Genomic DNA, 19,064 nt, shown 5'->3' with positions numbered 1-19,064 from the left:
CAAACCTACGCATCTCGGAGTGTCGCGCCGTGATGGCCCTGGCGGCTAGGCATCGTGTTTCACGTGAAACGTCGCTCACTGCTGCACGGCATCATCAGTCGCGGCCGCGCCGCGGCCGAACCCCGCGACCGGAAGCCTCTCGGTTCACTCGCGGAGGGTGCGGAGTTGTCCACAGAGGTGGATTTCTCCACAGAAGAACGGGCCTCGCTGGTTCACGACCCCGAAGACATGGGAGGCTCTGTTCATTGCGAGCCTGAAGTCGAGGAGAGTGAATCCTTGCGGTCCGACGCCAACATCGCGGGACCGATGACCGATCCGGTCCCCGGTCCCCGTACCGAGTCGCTGGGGGAGGATGTTTCACGTGAAACACCGCCCCCAATGGACGACACTCCTATTGGTCGTGCTGCCCAATTGGCGGTGGAGGCGCTGGGTCGCGCCGGTGAGGGCCTGCCACGGCCCGAACAGACCCGCGTCATGGTCGTCGCCAACCAGAAGGGTGGGGTGGGCAAGACCACGACCACGGTCAACCTTGCTGCCTCGCTTGCCCTGCATGGCGGCCGTGTCCTGGTGATCGACCTCGACCCTCAGGGCAACGCCTCTACGGCACTCGGCATCGATCATCACGCCGAGGTGCCTTCCATCTACGACGTGCTGATCGACAGCAAGCCGCTCTCCGAAGTCGTCCAGCCGGTGCCCGATGTCGAGGGTCTCTTCTGTGCGCCTGCCACGATCGATCTCGCCGGTGCGGAGATCGAGCTGGTGTCCTTGGTGGCACGGGAGAGCCGACTGGAGCGAGCGATCCAGGCGTATGAGCAGCCGCTGGACTACATCCTCATCGACTGCCCGCCGTCGCTCGGTCTCCTCACGGTCAACGCGCTGGTCGCCGGTGCGGAGGTCCTCATTCCTATCCAGTGTGAGTACTACGCGCTGGAAGGCCTGGGCCAGCTCCTGCGTAACGTCGACCTGGTGCGGGGGCATCTCAACCCCAACCTCCATGTCTCGACGATCCTGCTCACCATGTACGACGGCCGGACGCGTCTCGCGTCCCAGGTCGCGGACGAGGTGCGCAGCCACTTCGGTGACGAGGTGCTGCGGACGAGCATTCCTCGCTCGGTCCGTATCTCCGAGGCCCCGAGTTACGGCCAGACGGTGCTGACCTACGATCCAGGATCGAGTGGTGCCCTCTCGTATCTTGAGGCAGCACGAGAAATCGCCCTCCGCGGAGTCGGAGTGGCGTACGACGCGCAGAACGCCCATGTGGGCGTACAGAACAGTCAGAACATGGTGGAGGGGATCCAGTGAGTGAGCGACGACGAGGGCTGGGGCGGGGCCTCGGCGCACTGATCCCCGCGGCTCCGACAGAGAAGACGGTTCCCTCGCCGGCAGGCGGAGCCTCCGCCTCGTCGGCGGCTGGACCCGTGCTCATGGCAGAGCGCGGGGTGGCCGCGGCGAAGGTGACCACACTGCCGCCTGTTTCACATGAAACAGAGGAGTCGCCGACGATCGGGAACCCGGAGGTGCCCTCCGCGCCTGTCGGTGCTCACTTCGCTGAACTGCCTCTCGACTACATCACCCCCAACCCGCGTCAGCCCCGTGAGGTGTTCGACGAGGACGCTCTTGCCGAGCTGGTTACCTCCATCAAGGAGGTCGGGCTTCTTCAGCCGGTCGTCGTGCGTCAGGTGGGTCCGGCGCGCTACGAGCTCATCATGGGTGAGCGGCGCTTCCGTGCCTGCCGTGAGGCGGGGCTTGAGGCCATTCCTGCGATCGTGCGAGCCACGGAGGACGAGAAGCTTCTCCTGGACGCGCTGCTGGAGAACCTGCACCGCGCCCAGCTGAACCCGCTGGAAGAGGCGGCCGCTTACGACCAGCTGCTGCAGGACTTCAACTGCACGCACGATCAGCTGGCGGACCGTATCGGCCGCTCGCGTCCGCAGGTCTCCAACACTCTGCGGCTGCTGAAGCTCTCGCCGGCGGTTCAGCGTCGTGTCGCCGCCGGAGTGCTCTCCGCGGGCCACGCTCGCGCCCTGCTCTCCGTCGCGGACTCGGAGGAGCAGGACCGGCTGGCCCACCGCATCGTGGCCGAGGGACTGTCGGTGCGGGCCGTCGAGGAGATCGTCACCCTCATGGGATCGCGCCCTCAGACCGTTTCGCGCTCCAAGGGACCGCGGGCCGGTACCCGGCTCTCCCCGGCACTGAGCGACCTTGCCAGCCGCCTCTCGGACCGCTTCGAGACCCGCGTGAAGGTCGACCTGGGTCAGAAGAAGGGAAAGATCACGGTCGAGTTCGCCTCGATGGACGACCTCGAGCGGATCCTCAGCTCTCTCGCCCCCGGTGAGGGAGGCGTTCTCCAGAGGAGTCTCCTGGATGACGACTCCGAGGACACGGAGGCCTGAGTCGCGCGACGGGGTGGTTCCGTCGGCCGACCACAAGAGCGGGCTGTGTCCGGTGTGTACCGGAACACGGCCTGCTCTTTGCTTTCAGGCAGTATCGATGCAATCGCATCGTGGATACGATGCGATCGGGTATGGCGCATCCACCTGGCGGCAGCATTGGGGAGGCGGGGGCCATGCAAACCGTGAGCCGTACCGGACTGGTGACCGCGGGCCTGGGACTGGGGGCGGTCGGTGGGTTCATCGGCAGTCTGCTCAGGGAGCGAAGCGCTCTGACAGCCGCTCGCGACGCTGCGGGCGAAGGAAGCGAGGAACATCCTTCATGGGGCGCCGGCTCGTACCGCTTACGCTGGACAACCTTCCGGACCTTCCCCAGCGCTGTCGCGCGTGTGTCTTCTGGGAACTGGATCCCGTCAGTGGGGAAGCCGCGGTAAAGGCGGGAAGGCCTGAACTCGAGAAGGAGGCGTGGATCTCCGCCGTCCTCCTGGAGTGGGGATCCTGCGGCCGCGTCGTCTACGTGGACGACGTACCGGTGGGCTTCGTGCTGTACGCACCCCCCGCCTATGTACCCCGCTCCACTGCGTTCCCCACGAGCCCGGTCTCACCCGACGCCGTCCAACTGATGACCGCCTTCATCATGCCGGGCTATCAGGGACAGGGACTCGGCCGAGTGATGGTGCAGACGGTTGCCAAGGATCTGCTGCGCCGAGGCTTCAAGGCGATTGAGGCCTTTGGGGACGCACGGTGGAAGGAACCGGCCTGCGTGCTCCCCGCCGACCATCTCCTCGCGGTCGGCTTCAAGACGGTGCGCCCCCACCCCAGGTACCCACGTCTGAGGCTGGAGCTGCGGACGACACTCTCCTGGAAGGAAGATGTGGAGTTGGCCCTGGACCGCCTCCTGGGAGCGGTACAGAAGGAACCGGCGCTTCGTCCTCTGTAGCCGTGATGCCGCCCACTGACGCAACCCCTCCGTCATGCGAAGGGGCCAGCCCTTCCGGGCTGGCCCATTCGTGTTTCACGTGAAACATCGCCGTCGTTGTAGGACGGCGCTTCCGGTCAGACGGTCTTCTCGGCGCCCTCGGTGATGAAGTCCTCCAGGTCGCGGACGATCGCGGCCTTCGGCTTCGCACCCACGATGGTCTTGGCGACCTCGCCACCCTGGTAGACGTTCAGGGTCGGGATGGACATGACGCCGTACTTGGCGGCCGTACCCGGGTTCTCATCGATGTTGAGCTTGACGACCTCGATCTGGTCGCCGTACTCCGCGGCGATCGCCTCGAGGGACGGCGCGATCTGGCGGCACGGACCGCACCAGGCGGCCCAGAAGTCCACCAGGACGGGCTTGTCGCTCTTGAGGACGTCCTGCTCGAAGGAATCGTCGGTCACATTCTTCAGGGTGCCGGCCACGGCGGGCTCCTTAACTGGTTGGTGCGGTGGGGCGGACGGGGGTCAGACGGTGGCAGCCGCGGCGGTCTCGCTGTCCGCGAGGGCAGCGAGGTAGCGCTCGGCGTCGAGGGCGGCGGAGCAGCCGGTGCCGGCCGCGGTGATCGCCTGGCGGTACGTGTGGTCGACGACGTCACCGGCGCCGAAGACACCGGTCAGGTTCGTCCGGGTCGAAGGCGCCTCGACCTTGAGGTAGCCCTCCTCGTCCAGGTCGAGCTGGCCCTTGAAGAGCTCGGTGCGCGGGTCGTGGCCGATCGCGATGAACAGGCCGGTCACCGCCAGGTCGGAGATCTCACCGGTCTTGAGGTTGCGCAGCTTCAGGCCGGCAAGCTTGGGGTCGCCCTCGATCGAGGCGATCTCGCTGTCCCAGACGAAGCTGATCTTCGGGTCGGCGAAGGCACGCTCCTGCATCGCCTTGGAGGCGCGCAGGGTGTCACGGCGGTGCACGATCGTCACGGACTTGGCGAAGCGGGAGAGGAAGGTTGCCTCCTCCATCGCGGTGTCGCCACCGCCGATCACGGCGATGTCCTGGTCCTTGAAGAAGAAGCCGTCACACGTCGCGCACCACGAGACGCCGCGTCCGGAGAGCGCGTCCTCGTTGGGCAGACCGAGCTTGCGGTGCTGCGAGCCCGTCGTGACGATGACGGCCTTGGCGCGGTGCACGGTCCCCGCAGTGTCCGTGACGGTCTTGATCTCGCCCGTCAGGTCTACAGAGACGACGTCGTCCGGGATCAGCTCGGCACCGAAGCGCTCGGCCTGGGCGCGCATGTTGTCCATGAGCTCGGGGCCCATGATGCCGTCCTGGAAACCGGGGAAGTTCTCCACCTCGGTGGTGTTCATCAGCGCACCACCGGCGGTGACGGCGCCTTCGAAGACCAGCGGCTTCAGCGACGCGCGCGCGGTGTAGAGCGCTGCCGTGTAGCCGGCAGGCCCGGATCCGATGATGATCACGTTACGGACGTCGCTCACGGCTTGATTCCTCGTCTCTGGAGACTGCTGCGTACTACCGGTGGGAGCCTCTCTCAGAACTCTCACCCCACCCAACGGATCCTAAGGGGCTTGCATTCCCTCTGTGTCCGGGCACACGGAGACGAGACACCGCACAGAGATCCCATGGGGTTATTGGGGAGGCGGCCGGTCGACGCGGAGGCGCTCAGGAGCGGGCGTACGAGTGCGTCAGCAGGAGCTTGCCAGGGGATGCCGAAGCCTGTTTTACGCACGCGGCTTCGACGATGTACGCCGTGACCTTCGTGCTGTCGGAGGCGTCGGGCACGACGACGAGATACACCGTCGTCCCCTTGTACGTGCCCTGCTGCGCCGCGAGGATCGTCGCGGTGCTTCCGGTCCCCTTCTGAATACAGTCGGGGACCTGCACCGTGGGTGTGATCAAGGTGTCGACCCCGGCGGACCCGTTGCCCGCGTCGTTGGACTGGACTCCCCAAGGACGCTTGGGGCTGGCGGAGGGGGTGCTCGCGCTCCTGTTCTTCGCGAGGAGATCCGCGACCTGAGTCTTCAGCTTCCCCTCGGAAAAAGTGTCCTTCGCTCCCTGCTGCGTCACCGTCTGCGGGCTCTTGCCGGAGCCGTCGCCCAGCGACTGCACGAGGATCGTGCCCAGCCCGAGAGCGGCGGCCGTGAACACCGTGCCGAGAACGACCACCCTGCGACGCCCACGGCGGCCCCGACGTGAGCGACCGGGACCGGTGGCAGCGTGGGAGCGTCCCGAGGGACGGTCGGCGAGGGAAGCAGGGTTCGGTTCGCCGGACGTGTATGAAACCCCGGCGAACGGTGTTTCACGTGAAACACCCGCGCTGTCGTCCTCGGCCGTTTCACGGTCGGGCGCCGTGGCACTCAGCAGAGCCTCCGCGGCAAGGGCGGCATCGATACGGCCGGCCACGTCATCGGGCATGCGCGTGGGGCCCGGCACAGTGCCGAGCAGTCCCCGGATCTCCTCCAGGGAGTCGTACACGTCGGCGCAGAGCACGCACTCGTCGAGGTGTCGCCGTACGTCCGCGGTGCGGGAAGGTGGGAGCAGCCCCTCGGAGAGGTCGGAGATCTCCGCGACATCCGGGTGCCCGGCCGTATCCGTCGTGGATGTCACGCTCGCCCACCTCCGCCCTTCACAGCAGCTGAATCGCTTGGTCCTGCATCACGAGGACCTGCATCGTGCGGTCCCGCTGCCGGTGGGACGGATGCCCCCTGCGTCCGGTTCCTTCCGCCGCCCGACTTGTTGCCGCCCCCGCCGCTTCCGTTGTCTGCACGGAGATGGGTGAGCAGCGGGAGCAGTCTGGCTCTGCCCCGTGCGCAACGGCTCTTCACCGTGCCGACGGGCACATCGAGGACGCGGGCCGCCTCCGCCACGGGGTAGCCCTGCATGTCCACGAGGACGAGAGCGGCGCGCTGGTCGGCCGGGAGCGTACTCAGTGCCGTCAGCAGCTCGCGGTGCAGATCGTTGCGCTCGGCCGGGGCGGAGGCGGACTCGTGCGGTTCGAGGAGCTGTTCCAGGCGCTCGGTGTCATCGACGGGAGACGTCTTCCTGGAAGCGGCCTTGCGGGCGCGGTCCAGGCAGGCGTTCACCGTGATGCGGTGCAGCCAGGTCGTGACGGCCGACTGGCCGCGGAAGGTGTGAGCGGCCCGGTAGGCGGAGACCAGTGCGTCCTGGACGGCGTCAGCGGCCTCCTCGCGGTCTCCCAGCGTCCTCAGAGCGACTGCCCAGAGCCGGTCGCGATGACGCCGCACGATCTCGCCGAAGGCCTCGTGGTCGCCCGCTACGTGACGGGCGAGGAGGTCCTGATCGCTTGCGTCGCCGTATCCGGTTTCATCGGCCATCGGACCCCCTCCCCTTCGTCGACGAACGTCAGCTGGTGAACTTCACGTCCGTGATGGCTTGCTTGTAGCCGGCGCCGCTGTACTGATCACCGGACGCGTAGGGCATCGCCGTGATCCAGAGCAGCACGTACTGAGTCTTCGCCTTCTTGCTGACCGTGATCTTCGCGCTGGTGCCGCTCGTCGTGATGGTCCCGATCTTCGTCATCGAATCCACCGACGTCGAGGAACTCATCGAGTCCGTCCCATAGAGGGTGATCGTCGTGTGGTCCCCGGGGTACCGGAGCCCTATCGAAGCCCCCGTGACGGTCTGCTGCGAACCGAGGTCGTAGACGATGCCGACCCCGGGCTTGAAGGCCGGCTTCATCTCCGGACCGTCCACGAAGCTCTTGCTCCGCCAGTACGTCGAGCTGTCGCCGTCGTACGTCTTGCCCACGTCCCCGGGCGCCTGGGCGTCACCCTTCGCGACGTACTCCTGCGCACCCGCGATGGTGATCGGCTTGACCGGCTTGGTCTTGTCGGTGCCCTTGCCGTTGCCGTCCGTCGTCTTGGTCTTCTGTGTGTCGTCGGACTTGCTGTGGTCCATCAGAGCCTCCGCGAGCTGCCAGCTGCCGAGGCCCAGGGCGGCGATCAGGAGGGCCGACACGGCCCACTTGAGGGCCTTGCCGGTGCGGCTCTGCAGCGGGGGCGGCGGGGCCGTCACAGGCTGCGTGGCGCCCATGTGGGGCGCGGGGCGGCCGTAGCCCTGCTGGTACGAGGTGCGCTGATACTCCGGCGGGGCCGTGAACGTGGGCTCCGGCGGGCGGATGCGGGGCATCTCGGCGATCGCCTTCACCAGTTCCTCCGGCGTGGTGCACGGAGTCTCGTGACGGGAGGCGGTCGCGCCGTCGTTGGCGAGCGCGCGCATGGCGAGCTCCGACAGGCCCCGGTGGACACCGGCGCGTACCTGGTCGGGAGCGATCAGGCCGACCCCCCTGGGCAGCCCGGACAGACCGTAGGCGTCGTTGTCGTAGGGCCAGCGCTGGGTGAGCGCGGCGTACAGGAGCGCCCCGATCGCCTCGGTGTCGGTGCGCTGTGGGGTCTCCGAGCTGATGCCACGCAGCGCGGCGTTCACGGCGAGCCCACGGATGCGCCACTGGCCGGTCGAGGTGCGCAGCACGGCACTGGGCGTCAGCCGCAGATGCGCGAGGCCCTCACGGTGCGCGGCGGCCATGGCCTGGGAGACCTGGCTGACCATCTGGTAGGCCTCGTGCACCTCCAGTGGGGCCGAGGCCAGCAGCGCGGTGAGCTCCGTGGCGTCCGGCAGCCACTCGTGCACCACATAGACGAGGTCGTTCTCTTCGACCGCGTCCAGGACCTGGACGAACCGGGGATCGCCCAGCAGGGCCGAGGAACGGGCCGCCGCCAGTACGGAGCGGGCCCGTGGATGGTCGGCGGGCAGGAGATGCACGCCGACGGCGCGGCGGAGTTTCTCGTCCACCGCACGCCAACTGCTGAAACCGTCCAGACGGGTGACGCACTCCTCGAGGCGGTAACGCCTGGCGAGTTTGTGTCCGCTGTGCAGTTCGGGCGGTGAGGCCTTTCCGGGACTCTCGGTCCCGCCGCTCCCCTGTGCCTCTTCGCTGTCCGTCTCCCGCTCCCGGTTCTGGGCCACCCCGTCGGACGTGGACTGGTCCGCCTTGGCGGTCAGCGGCTCGTCGCCGCTGTTGTCTGCCACGTCGACGGCAGCCGTGCTCCGTTCCGCCACCGTCGTTCCCGCCTCCCCATTCGTTGCGCGCTGTCCGACGCAGAAACCAATTGTGCCCACAGTCCGGCGCTATGCACGACACACGGCGACGGACGATGGTTGTGCGCGTACCCCCGCCTCAGCGCCCCAGGCGCCCGCGGACCATTCCGACCATTGAGTTGAGTTCTTCGATCCGCATTTTCCGCGCGGCGACGTAGAAGACGCCGAGCAGGGCGATGCCGCCCGCGAGGAGGGCCGCCAGGGAGCCCCCGACGCCCTGTCCGAGGGTGTGGCCGATGCCGTAGCAGGCCGCGCCGCTCAGCAGGGCCGCGGGCACCGAGGCGATGCCGAGACGGGCGTACGTCTGCAGGACGCGGGTGCCGTCCAGGTCACCGCCGAGCCGCTTGCGCAGCCTGTTCCAGGCGACGCCGACGCCGATCGCGTAGGCGAGACCGTAGGAGGCGGCCATACCGACCACGGCCCAGCGGGACGGAAGCACGAAGTAGCACGCGGCGGAGGCCGCGGCGTTGACGGCGGCGACGATGACCGTGTTGTAGAAGGGGGTGCGCGTGTCCTCGTACGCGTAGAAAGCACGCAGGACGACGTACTGCACGGAGTACGGGATCAGGCCGAGGCCGAAGGCCATGAGCATGAAGCCCATGTTGGTGGCTTCGCTGGTGCCCGAGGAACCGAAGATCAGGGTGCACATCGGGATGCCGAGGGCGACGAAGCCGAAGGCGATCGGCACGATGGCCACGGCAGTCGTGCGCAGTCCCTGGGAGATGTCGTCACGGACGGCTCCGCTGTCGCCCTCATGGGCCGAACGGGCGATGCGCGGAAGCAGCGCCGCCATCAACGAGACCGTGATGATGGCCTGCGGCAGGCCCCACACGAGCTGGGCGTTGGCGTAGGCGGAGAAGCCGACACCCTTGACCTTGCTGTCATTGGTGGCGGCGGTGGCCAGCTGAGTGACGACGAGGGCGCCGGCCTGGTTCGCGAGGACGAAGAGCACGGTCCACTTGGCGAGCATCGCGGCCTTGCCCAGGCCGTGGCCCTTCCAGTCGAAGCGCAGCCGCATGCGGAATCCGGTCTCGCGCAGATACGGAATCATCGCGAGGGCCTGCACGACGAGGCCGAGGAGGACGCCTACACCGAGGAGCCGCTGCCCGTCCGGCGGGATGTTCGTGACCTCCATGCCGGAGTTCGCCGCGGTGCCGTACACCCAGATGAACATGCCGAGCGTCACGATGATGACGATGTTGTTCAGGACCGGGGTCCACATCATCGCGCCGAATTTCCCGCGGGCGTTGAGGATCTGGCCCATCACCACGTGGATGCCCATGAAGAAGATCGTGGGCAGGAAGTAGCGGGTGAAGGTGACGGCGACCTCATTGGCCGCGGGGTTGTCCGCGACCGACGTCGACAGCATCCGGACGAGCAGCGGGGCGGCGAAGACCGCGAGTGCGGTGAGCAGGCCGAGCGCCACCATGACGAGGGTCAGCAGCCGGTTGGCGAAGGCCTCGCCGCCGTCTTCGTCGTCCTTCATGGCGCGTACCAGCTGTGGCACGAAGACCGAGTTGAGGCCGCCGCCCACGGTGAGGATGTAGATCATCGTCGGCAGTTGGTACGCGACCTGGAAGGAGTCGCCCAGGAAACCGATACCCAGGGCCGAGACGATCAGCGCGGAGCGGATGAAGCCGGTGAGCCGGGACACCAGCGTGCCCGCCGCCATCACCGCACTCGACTTCAGCAGGCCCGAGGCGCGTCCGCCGGGCTTCTTCGCGGTGGGCGCCGGTTCGGGCGCGGGGGTCTGCGGGGCGGCCGGAGCCGGCTCGTGGGCCGGCGACGGTACGCCGGGCGCGGCGACGGATGTACGGGTGCCTGCCTGGCCCTGGTCGCGGAAGAGGTGGGCGAAGGCGTCGGGCTCGTGCTGCTGCTCGCCGGCCTGGGTCACGAGGTCGTCCACGCCGACGAACTGGGTCGTGCGGGCGTCCTCACCGTAGGGCAGGTGCCGCGTCGGGCCCGCGGGCTCCGGCGGGGGCGTCTGGGCCCACACACGGGGGTCGGGGGTGTACTGCGAGGTGGGCGGCTGGGCGTAGAGCGGCTGCTGCGGGTAGTAGGAGCCCGGGGGCGGCGGGGGGTGTGCGGCACGGTCGTACAGCGCTTCGGACACCGGATCCTGGGCGGCGAGGTCCTGCGCCCGGTACGGGTCCTGGGTATAGGCGTCCTGGAAGTACATGTCCTGGTACTGCCCCTGCGGCTGCTGCGCGGGGTCGGCCGGTGGCCCCTCCGGGTACCCCTCGGGGTAGCCGGCGTTGGCCATGCCCTGGTCCGGGTAGCCGTCCGGGTAGCCCGAGCCGCCCGCGGCCTGGTCCGGGTAGCCCTCGGGGTAGCCCGAGTTGCCCGCGCCCTGGCCGCGGTCACCGTCGTACGGCGCGTTCATGGTTACCCCACCTCATCGTCCCCGGGCCCACCGGCCACGACATCGCTCAACGGTCCACTCTCTCACCCGTGCCGGACGGGTCGGTGCTTTCCGGTGCGGTGTCCGGTGTCGGGTCACTCGGGTGCTCCGGGTCGTCTGCCCCGGACTCCGTCGTGGACTCCCCGTCGGGACCGTCCTTGGAGCGCTCGGTGTCCTCAGTAGTGTCTACGGTGCCCTCGGCGTCCGTGTTCACGCCGTTCAGGGCCTCGGCCCCACACTCGGTGTCGGGGGTGTTCTCCTGCTCCTCCGCGGCCTGGCGGGCTGCCGCGCGCTTGCGCTGGGTGTACATCCGGAATCCGGCGAGCACGAGCAGCAGGACGCCACCGCCGATCACCAGCATCACCGTCGGAGTGATCTCGGTGACCTTCACTTCGAATCTGACGGGGGGACCGTACGCCTGGCCGTCGTCCGTGAACAACTGCGCGACGACCGTCACCGGACCGTTGGCCTTGGCGGAGGTGGTGAACTTCACCGACTGGCTGTGCTCGCCCGCGACCTGGATCGGCCGCTCGTCGAAGGTGTCGTCGCCGATCTTGAGTCGGGTCGGCTGCTGTGAGGTGAGACGCAGCACCAGGTGGTGGACGCCCTGCACGAGGTTGTTCTGCACCGTCACGGGGATCGTGGCACTGCGGCCCGAGAGCTTCGCGTCGGACTTGTCGATCAGCCTGACGAGACCGGTGAGGTCGTCCAGGTACGACTCGACACCCTTGCGGAAGGTCCCCGCCTGGTCGGCACGGCCGCGCCAGGACGTGGACATCCCTCGGTCTATGGCCCGACCGAAGGGAGTGACCACGCGGGACTTGTCGGTGAGGATGGCCTTGAAGTTGTCGAGCGTGCTCTGTGTGCGCTGGATCTCCTCGAAGGCCGACCGCGGCAGCTCCTGCTTGCGCAGCGAGGAGGGGTACGAGGACGCCGAGGGCACCTTCGTCGTGGCGCTCGGGTCCGGCTTGGCCTTGGCGGCCGCGGAGAGGTTCTGGGAGTCGGACCAGTTCCCGTTCTGGAGGGCCCTCACCGCCGTCGCCATGGTCTGGGCCTGGCTCACGGAAGGCATGCGCTGCGGGGCGACGACGATGCTCCGCTGCTTGCTCGGCTCCTGCAGATCGACCATCAGGCTCTGGGCCAGGAATTCCTGCACGGCGAGCGTCGAGTTGTCGGCCTTCGCCATGTCGCCCTCGAACGCGGTCGACAGCCTGGAGTCCGCGACCACCGCCGTCGTGCCGCCCCCGATGGGGCGGGCGGCGGTGGGTGTGTAGGTCAGGCCGCCGGTCTCGCGCAGGCTGTCGCTGCGGGCGATCACCTTGTCGGCGCCGGCGGAGGTGGCGACCTTGACGATCGACGGATCGACCGCGCCCTCGGCGGGCCAGGCGAAGTCCGTGTTCGGCTTCACATGAAGGATCGTCTGCACCGTGCTGGAGGCCACGTCCGTCGCGTCCTTGAGGTGGCTGAGGGAGCCCGTGACGTCCTTGCCGTTGTGCGCCAGCGACGCGAGGTCGGGGTCGGCGAAGGGGAGAGCGACGACTTCCTTGTCCTTGTCCGCGACGGTCTTCTCGAGCTTGTCGAGCCACGCCTTGGCGACGGCCTGGTTCTTGCCCGCCGTCGTGGTGTCGCCGTCCTTGATCTGGTAGCTGCGCGTCATGGCGTCGACGGAGGCCAGCAGGTCCGGGTCGAGGACCCAGGTGACGTCGAGGTCGCTGCCCAGGGACAGGAGCTGGTCCAGGCGGCCGCCGGGGGAGATCTCCTTGGCCAGGTCGTCGTTCTGGAAGACGGGCGTCTGCTGCGCGTCCGAGCCGGTCTCCGCCCGCAGGTGGACCGCCGAGATCAGCGGCCAGAGATACGTCGTCTTCGTCTTCGTGTCGGCGCCGGCGGGCTGCCAGGGCAGGAACGTCCGCTCGATGCCGAGCACCTGGTCCCACGGCTGCGCGGCGGTCTGGCCGGTGAGGGAGACGCCGAGCTGGTACACCCCGTCGGAGTCGAGGTTCAGGTCCTTGACGGGCACCGAGATGCTGAAGTGCTGCGAGACGCCCGTGGCGAGCTTGGAGAACTTCTCGACGTACTTGTCGCCGACCTCCAGGGGGTCAGGGCCCAGCTGGAACCCGGTGCGCTTCTCCGCGTCGTCGATGGCGACCCGGCCCTGGAGTGTCGGGCCCACCCGCAGGCCCACGTGCGCGCCCGTGACGGTCTGCCTGCCCTTGTTGGTGACCGAACCGGAGACGGTGATCGTGTCGTCCTCCGTGGGCGCGCTGGGGGTCAGCGAGTCGAGGGAGATGTCCACCGTGCCGGACCCGGTGGCGTCGGCCACAGCGGCCGTCTGAGCGGCGTGTGCGGCCGGGGAAGAGGGCAGCTGGAGCACGCCGGCCAGCAGGGGCGCGCCGGCCAGCAGTGTGCCGGTGCGCCGCAGCCACCGGCGGGCAGGTGAGGGACTCATCCCCTGGAAGTCTGCCGCCTCGGCCACGCGCTCGTCCGTCCCTCGTCGTCGTCAGTGGTCGTCGGAATGTGCGTCCACGCATGGTAACGATGTGCGCCGAGGGTAAGTGCCGCGGACCGCTCCACAAGATCAGTAGACAGGGCCGAGTGTCCTGTATGCGTAAGTATTGATCCCCCCATGAGAAGGGGATGGCTGTGCACGTTTTATGGAGGCGCCCGCGAGTGCCTCGGCCACGTACCCTTTTCTGTTGTGCCGAACGCCAACGAAGACAACCCCAGTGCCCTGAGTCAGGTGCAGCGCCGCGCGGTGAGTGAACTGTTGCGGGTGTCCCCTGTCGCCGACGACCTCGCCCGCCGTTTCCAGGAGGCGGGGTTCTCACTCGCCCTGGTCGGTGGCTCGGTCCGGGACGCGCTCCTTGGCCGGCTCGGCAATGATCTGGACTTCACGACCGACGCCCGCCCCGATGACGTACTGAAGATCGTGCGGCCCTGGGCGGACGCCGTCTGGGAGGTCGGGATCGCCTTCGGCACCGTCGGCGCGCAGAAGGACGCCCGCGTGGACGACGTCCAGCAGTCGTTCCAGATCGAGATCACGACGTACCGCTCCGAGGCGTACGACCGGACCTCGCGCAAGCCCGAGGTGTCCTACGGCGACTCGATCGAGGAAGACCTCGTGCGCCGTGACTTCACCGTGAACGCGATGGCCGTGGCGCTGCCGGAGAAGGAGTTCATCGATCCGTACGGCGGTCGGGGCGACCTGTCCGCGCGGGTCCTGCGTACCCCGGGTACGCCTGAGGAGTCCTTCTCCGACGATCCGCTGCGGATGATGCGGGCCGCGCGGTTCGCCGCGCAGCTCGACTTCGAGGTGGCCCCCGACGTCGTCGCCGCGATGACGGACATGGCTGGGCGCATCGAGATCGTCTCGGCGGAGCGGGTGCGGGACGAGCTGAACAAGCTGATCCTCTCCGCTCACCCGCGCAAGGGTCTGACGCTGCTCGTGGACACCGGCCTCGCCGACCATGTGCTGCCGGAGCTTCCCGCGCTGCGACTGGAACGTGATGAGCACCACCGGCACAAGGACGTCTACGACCACACGCTGATCGTCCTGGAACAGGCCATGGCGCTCGAGGAAAATGGTCCGGACCTGACGCTCCGGATCGCCGCGCTGCTGCACGACATCGGCAAGCCGAGGACGCGGCGCTTCGAGAAGGACGGTCGGGTCTCCTTCCACCACCACGAGGTGGTGGGCGCGAAGATGACCAAGAAGCGGATGACGGCGCTCAAGTACTCCAACGACCTGGTGAAGGACGTCTCGCGTCTGGTCGAACTTCATCTGCGTTTTCACGGATACGGCACCGGCGAGTGGACGGACTCCGCGGTCCGTCGCTATGTACGTGACGCGGGTCCGCTCCTCGACCGGCTCCACAAGCTGACCCGCTCCGACTGCACTACGCGCAACAAGCGCAAGGCGACGGCGCTCTCTCAGGCGTATGACGGCCTGGAGGAGCGCATCGCCGAGCTCCAGGAGCAGGAGGAGCTGGACTCGATCCGTCCCGACCTCGACGGCAACCAGATCATGGAGATCCTGGGCATCGGCCCCGGCCCGGCGATCGGCCAGGCGTACAAGTTCATGCTGGAGCTGAGACTGGAGAACGGGCCGATGGAGCACGACGCGGCGGTGACGGCACTCAAGGAGTGGTGGGCCGAGCAGGGCTGAGGCTCACCGAGCGAGCCACGCGGGGTCATGTTTCACGTGAAACATGACCCCGGGTCTGCGCCGGGAACAACAAGGGGCGGTGTTTCACGTGAAACACCGCCCCTTGTGTATCGGCGACGCCCTTACTTGGCGGAGTACTCCGACAGGCAGAGGGTGAAGTCGTCCTTGCCGGACTCGGTGTACTGGGCGTACTTGGTGCGGTCGCAACCGGAGTTGTCGCTCTTCTTTTCTGCGACCTTGTACTTGGCCTTGGAGCTGGTGCAGTCCACGACCTTGAGGCCGGGGTCCGTGGAGCTGTTCGGGTTGCTGATGCTCATGCAGTCACCGACTTTGGCGGTGTCGGGGTCGTGGCGGCTCGATATGTAGCCGACGACGGCAGCTATGAGCGCACAGACCACGATGACGATGCGCAGGTACCACTTGACGCCGCGCTTCGGCCGTTGCGGCGCGACCGGAGCGTAGGGAATCGGCCCCTGCTGCGGGAAGCCGGGCTGGCCGGGCTGCTGGGGGTAACCCGGCTGCTGGGGGTAACCCTGCGGCGGCGGCCCGTACGGAGCCTGGCCCTGGGGCGGCTGTCCGTAGGGCTGCTGGCCCTGGGCGAACGGGTTCTGGCCCTGGGGCGGCGGAGTAGTCACTTAGGGGTCCCCCTGGAACGTAAGCGCGTGGCGTGAATAAGACGCACGTAAGTTATCGGGACCGACTGACAACGCAGTAGCCCAGAGAGGCTCTGTGGCCCTGATGTGACACTTACTGCATCTCAAAGCGGGCCATAGCAACAGCAATTGCCGCGTAGGCCGAGGCCAGAGTGACGACAAGGGAAGCTGAGCGTCCGTCAGGAGGCAGCATCAGGGCGGCTACTGCGGCCGCGCCGACGAAGGCGACGTTGAACAGGACGTCGTAGACGGAGAAGATCCGGCCGCGGTAACCGTCGTCGACCGAGGACTGCACGATCGTGTCGGTGGCGATCTTCGCGCCCTGTGTGGTCAGGCCCAGAACGAAGGCGGCGGCCATCATGGGCGCCGCCTCGAAGGGGAGGCCGAGCGCCGGTTCCAGGACCGCCGCCGCGGCCGCGCACGCGGCGATCCAGCCGCCGGGGCCCAGTCGCCCCACTGCCCAGGGCGTCACCACGGCCGCGACGAAGAAGCCCGCCCCGGAGATGCCCACCGCCAGGCCCAGCAGAGCGAGCCCGCCGTCGGAGCCGGACGACCAGGCGTACCGGCACAGCATCAACACCATGACGGTCAGGGCGCCGTAGCAGAAGCGCATCAGGGTCATCGACAGGAGCGCCCAGGCCGCCTCCCGCCGCTCGGGCTCGGCGAGATGGCGCACACCGGCCACGAGACCGCGCGCGGTGCCGGTGAGGGACGTACGCAGGCTCGGCTGCACCAACTCCTGGTCGGGGCCGAGCAGTTCCGGTGCGATGCGCAGCGAGGCGAGCGCGGCGCACAGATAGAGGGTCGCACCGAGGAGGACGACCGCCGCATCCGAGTGCGAGGCGACCAGTCGTACGACGAACGCGAGACCGCCGCCCGCGGTCGCGGCGAGTGTCCCGGCGGTGGGCGACAGGGCGTTGGCCATGACCAGCCGGTGGGAGTCGACGACTCGGGGCAGGGCGGCCGAGAGGCCCGCGAGGACGAACCGGTTGACCGCGGTGACGCACAGCGCGGAGGCGTAGAAGAGCCAGTCGGGGACATGGCTCACCATCAGCACGGCCGTCACGCAGGCCAGCGCGGTCCGCAGCAGATTGCCGTACAGGAGGACCTGGCGGCGGCGCCAGCGGTCCAGCAGGACGCCGGCGAAGGGGCCGACCAGGGAGTACGGCAGGAGCAGTACCGCCATCGCGGAGGCGATCGAGGCTGCTGAGGTCTGCTTCTCCGGTGAGAAGACGACGTACGCGGCCAGCGCGACCTGGTAGACGCCGTCGGCACCCTGGGACAGCAACCGGACACCGAGCAGGCGTCTGAAGCCTTGGAAGCGCAGGAGGACGCGCAGGTCACGCACGACGGCCATGGGGCACAGCCTCACATACGAGGAAGGTCCCCGGGTCAAAGACCCAGGGACCCTCGACGGGCAGGAGCGAAAAGCCCCTCGGCGCTCCGCGCCGTGTCTCGACGGCGCTCGGAGGCCTGTCTTGCTAGCGCTCGACCTCGCCCTTGATGAACTTCTCGACGTTGGCGAAGGCCTCGTCGTCGAAGTACTGGACCGGCGGGGACTTCATGAAGTACGAGGACGCGGACAGGATCGGGCCACCGATGCCGCGGTCCTTGGCGATCTTCGCGGCGCGCAGGGCGTCGATGATGACACCCGCGGAGTTCGGGGAGTCCCAGACCTCGAGCTTGTACTCCAGGTTCAACGGGACGTCACCGAAGGCGCGGCCCTCGAGACGGACGTACGCCCACTTGCGGTCGTCGAGCCAGGCCACGTAGTCCGAGGGACCGATGTGGACGTTCTTCTCGCCCATGTCGCGGTCGGGGATCTGCGAGGTGACGGCCTGCGTCTTCGAGATCTTCTTCGACTCGAGGCGGTCGCGCTCCAGCATGTTCTTGAAGTCCATGTTGCCGCCGACGTTGAGCTGCATCGTGCGCTCGAGACGGACACCGCGGTCCTCGAACAGCTTCGCCATCACACGGTGCGTGATGGTGGCGCCGACCTGCGACTTGATGTCGTCGCCGACGATCGGGACACCGGCCTCGGTGAACTTGTCCGCCCACTCCTTGGTGCCGGCGATGAAGACCGGGAGGGCGTTGACGAAGGCGACCTTGGCGTCGATGGCGCACTGGGCGTAGAACTTCGCCGCGTCCTCGGAACCGACGGGCAGGTAGCAGATGAGGACGTCGACCTGCTTGTCCTTGAGGATCTGGACGACGTCGACCGGCGCCTCGGCGGACTCCTCGATGGTCATGCGGTAGTACTTGCCGAGACCGTCGAGGGTGTGGCCGCGCTGGACCGTGACGCCCTTGTTCGGGACGTCGCAGATCTTGATGGTGTTGTTCTCGCTGGCACCGATGGCGTCGGAGAGGTCGAGGCCGACCTTCTTCGCGTCGACGTCGAAGGCGGCGACGAACTCGACGTCACCGACGTGGTAGTCGCCGAACTGGACGTGCATCAGACCCGGGACCTTGGACGCCGGGTCGGCGTCCTTGTAGTACTCGACGCCCTGCACCAGCGAGGCGGCGCAGTTGCCCACGCCGACGATGGCTACGCGAACCGAACCCATTCCGGTTGCTCCCTGTGTGTACGAGGTGAAGCCCCGACTGGACCTCACGTGGTGGTGTCGTCGGACGGATCCGGCCGGGACTGGTCCCGGTGCCGGGGCAGGCCGCCCGTCTCTCCAGATGTGCTGTTCTGCTGAGCGGAGCCTTCGAAGGCGCCCGGGGAGCTGCCTTCGGGGACACCTCGGGAGGTGCCTTCGGAGGCGGAATCCTTGACGTCCCGTCCTGCTCGCTCGCTCTCGATGAGCTCGTTCAGCCAGCGCACTTCGCGCTCCACGGACTCCATTCCGTGGCGCTGGAGCTCAAGGGTGTAGTCGTCGAGGCGCTCCCTGGTGCGTGCCAGCGAGGCACGCATCTTCTCCAGTCGCTCCTCGAGCCGACTGCGGCGGCCCTCCAGTACGCGCATGCGCACGTCGCGTGACGTCTGCCCGAAGAACGCGAACCGAGCGGCGAAGTGCTCGTCCTCGTACGCGTCGGGCCCCGTCTGCGCGAGCAGCTCCTCGAAGTGCTCTTTACCTTCAGCCGTCAACCGATAGACGATCTTGGCTCGCCGCCCAGCAAGCGGGGCCGCGAGGGCGTCCTCGGTGGTGCTCCCCGATTCCTCGATCAACCAGCCGCTCGCGACCAGCGTCTTGAGGCAGGGATAGAGCGTCCCGTAGCTGAACGCACGGAACACACCCAGTGACGTATTGAGTCGTTTGCGCAACTCGTAGCCGTGCATCGGGGACTCGCGAAGCAGGCCGAGGACGGCGAACTCGAGGATCCCGGAACGCCGGTTCATATCGCCTCCTCGCTGTCGCGGTCTCCTCGGCACGTTCTTTATGCCGAGCTGATGTATCGACTCGAT

At 67.9% G+C, this 19,064-nt stretch carries 15 protein-coding genes; 4 read left to right on the top strand and 11 right to left on the bottom strand.

Translation table 11 applies throughout. The features are described 5' to 3' along the window. The first annotated feature begins 228 nt into the window (after positions 1–228). From AAFF41_RS24735 to AAFF41_RS24725, 3 genes are all read left to right on the top strand, one after another. Complete coding sequence (locus AAFF41_RS24735; RefSeq protein ID WP_079090321.1) at positions 229–1,302, top strand: AAA family ATPase; 1,074 nt, start codon at positions 229–231, stop codon at positions 1,300–1,302. Next, the gene (locus tag AAFF41_RS24730; RefSeq protein ID WP_319752426.1) at positions 1,299–2,393 is read left to right on the top strand and encodes a ParB/RepB/Spo0J family partition protein; all 1,095 of its coding nucleotides are present in this window, start codon (positions 1,299–1,301) and stop codon (positions 2,391–2,393) included. Before AAFF41_RS24735 ends, AAFF41_RS24730 begins: the two co-directional genes overlap by 4 nt. 319 nt (positions 2,394–2,712) lie before the next feature. Further along, positions 2,713–3,330, top strand: coding sequence for a GNAT family N-acetyltransferase (locus AAFF41_RS24725; protein WP_319752427.1), 618 nt, complete (start codon positions 2,713–2,715; stop codon positions 3,328–3,330). 116 nt (positions 3,331–3,446) lie between these two features. Here AAFF41_RS24725 and trxA read toward each other — a convergent pair whose 3' ends face one another. The 7 genes from trxA to AAFF41_RS24690 all read right to left on the bottom strand — a co-directional run bounded on the left by trxA (position 3,447) and on the right by AAFF41_RS24690 (position 13,316). After that, positions 3,447–3,797, bottom strand: coding sequence for a thioredoxin (gene trxA, locus AAFF41_RS24720; protein WP_054236436.1), 351 nt, complete (start codon positions 3,795–3,797; stop codon positions 3,447–3,449). Positions 3,798–3,839: 42 nt separating this feature from the next. Next, the gene (trxB, locus tag AAFF41_RS24715; protein ID WP_054236437.1) at positions 3,840–4,802 is read right to left on the bottom strand and encodes a thioredoxin-disulfide reductase; all 963 of its coding nucleotides are present in this window, start codon (positions 4,800–4,802) and stop codon (positions 3,840–3,842) included. 184 nt (positions 4,803–4,986) lie between these two features. Next, positions 4,987–5,931 carry a hypothetical protein gene (locus tag AAFF41_RS24710; RefSeq protein ID WP_319752428.1) on the bottom strand — a complete coding sequence of 315 codons (945 nt, stop codon included), beginning with the start codon at positions 5,929–5,931 and terminating at the stop codon, positions 4,987–4,989. Beyond that, complete coding sequence (sigM, locus tag AAFF41_RS24705; RefSeq protein WP_319752429.1) at positions 5,928–6,659, bottom strand: RNA polymerase sigma factor SigM; 732 nt, start codon at positions 6,657–6,659, stop codon at positions 5,928–5,930. Before sigM ends, AAFF41_RS24710 begins: the two co-directional genes overlap by 4 nt. Positions 6,660–6,687: 28 nt before the next feature. After that, complete coding sequence (locus AAFF41_RS24700; RefSeq protein WP_343324641.1) at positions 6,688–8,403, bottom strand: protein kinase family protein; 1,716 nt, start codon at positions 8,401–8,403, stop codon at positions 6,688–6,690. 118 nt (positions 8,404–8,521) lie between these two features. Further along, on the bottom strand, positions 8,522–10,825 hold the full coding sequence (murJ, locus tag AAFF41_RS24695) for a murein biosynthesis integral membrane protein MurJ (RefSeq protein WP_319752431.1): 2,304 nt from the start codon (positions 10,823–10,825) through the stop codon (positions 8,522–8,524). A gap of 46 nt (positions 10,826–10,871) precedes the next feature. After that, positions 10,872–13,316 (bottom strand): DUF6049 family protein, encoded by a 2,445-nt coding sequence (locus tag AAFF41_RS24690; RefSeq protein WP_319752432.1) that lies wholly within the window; start codon positions 13,314–13,316, stop codon positions 10,872–10,874. A 222-nt stretch (positions 13,317–13,538) separates the two neighbouring features. Here AAFF41_RS24690 and AAFF41_RS24685 point away from each other — a divergent pair, with 222 nt between their 5' ends. After that, positions 13,539–15,005: a CCA tRNA nucleotidyltransferase gene (locus tag AAFF41_RS24685; protein ID WP_319752433.1), complete on the top strand. Its 1,467-nt coding sequence runs from the start codon at positions 13,539–13,541 to the stop codon at positions 15,003–15,005. Positions 15,006–15,127: 122 nt separating this feature from the next. Here AAFF41_RS24685 and AAFF41_RS24680 read toward each other — a convergent pair whose 3' ends face one another. The 4 genes from AAFF41_RS24680 to AAFF41_RS24665 form a co-directional block, all read right to left on the bottom strand. Further along, positions 15,128–15,640 carry an LppU/SCO3897 family protein gene (locus tag AAFF41_RS24680; protein ID WP_319752434.1) on the bottom strand — a complete coding sequence of 171 codons (513 nt, stop codon included), beginning with the start codon at positions 15,638–15,640 and terminating at the stop codon, positions 15,128–15,130. Between the two features lie 112 nt (positions 15,641–15,752). Continuing rightward, positions 15,753–17,015 carry an MFS transporter gene (locus AAFF41_RS24675; RefSeq protein ID WP_343324640.1) on the bottom strand — a complete coding sequence of 421 codons (1,263 nt, stop codon included), beginning with the start codon at positions 17,013–17,015 and terminating at the stop codon, positions 15,753–15,755. 124 nt (positions 17,016–17,139) lie between these two features. Then, positions 17,140–18,222, bottom strand: a complete 1,083-nt coding sequence (locus AAFF41_RS24670; protein ID WP_054236446.1) for an inositol-3-phosphate synthase — start codon at positions 18,220–18,222, stop codon at positions 17,140–17,142. Between the two features lie 44 nt (positions 18,223–18,266). Beyond that, the gene (locus AAFF41_RS24665) at positions 18,267–18,998 is read right to left on the bottom strand and encodes a PadR family transcriptional regulator (protein ID WP_319752437.1); all 732 of its coding nucleotides are present in this window, start codon (positions 18,996–18,998) and stop codon (positions 18,267–18,269) included. Between the last annotated feature and the right edge of the window lie 66 nt (positions 18,999–19,064).

The organism is Streptomyces mirabilis, from assembly GCF_039503195.1.
GTDB classification, from domain to species: Bacteria; Actinomycetota; Actinomycetes; order Streptomycetales; family Streptomycetaceae; genus Streptomyces; species Streptomyces mirabilis_D.
This window is presented reverse-complemented; position numbering and strand designations above follow the sequence as displayed.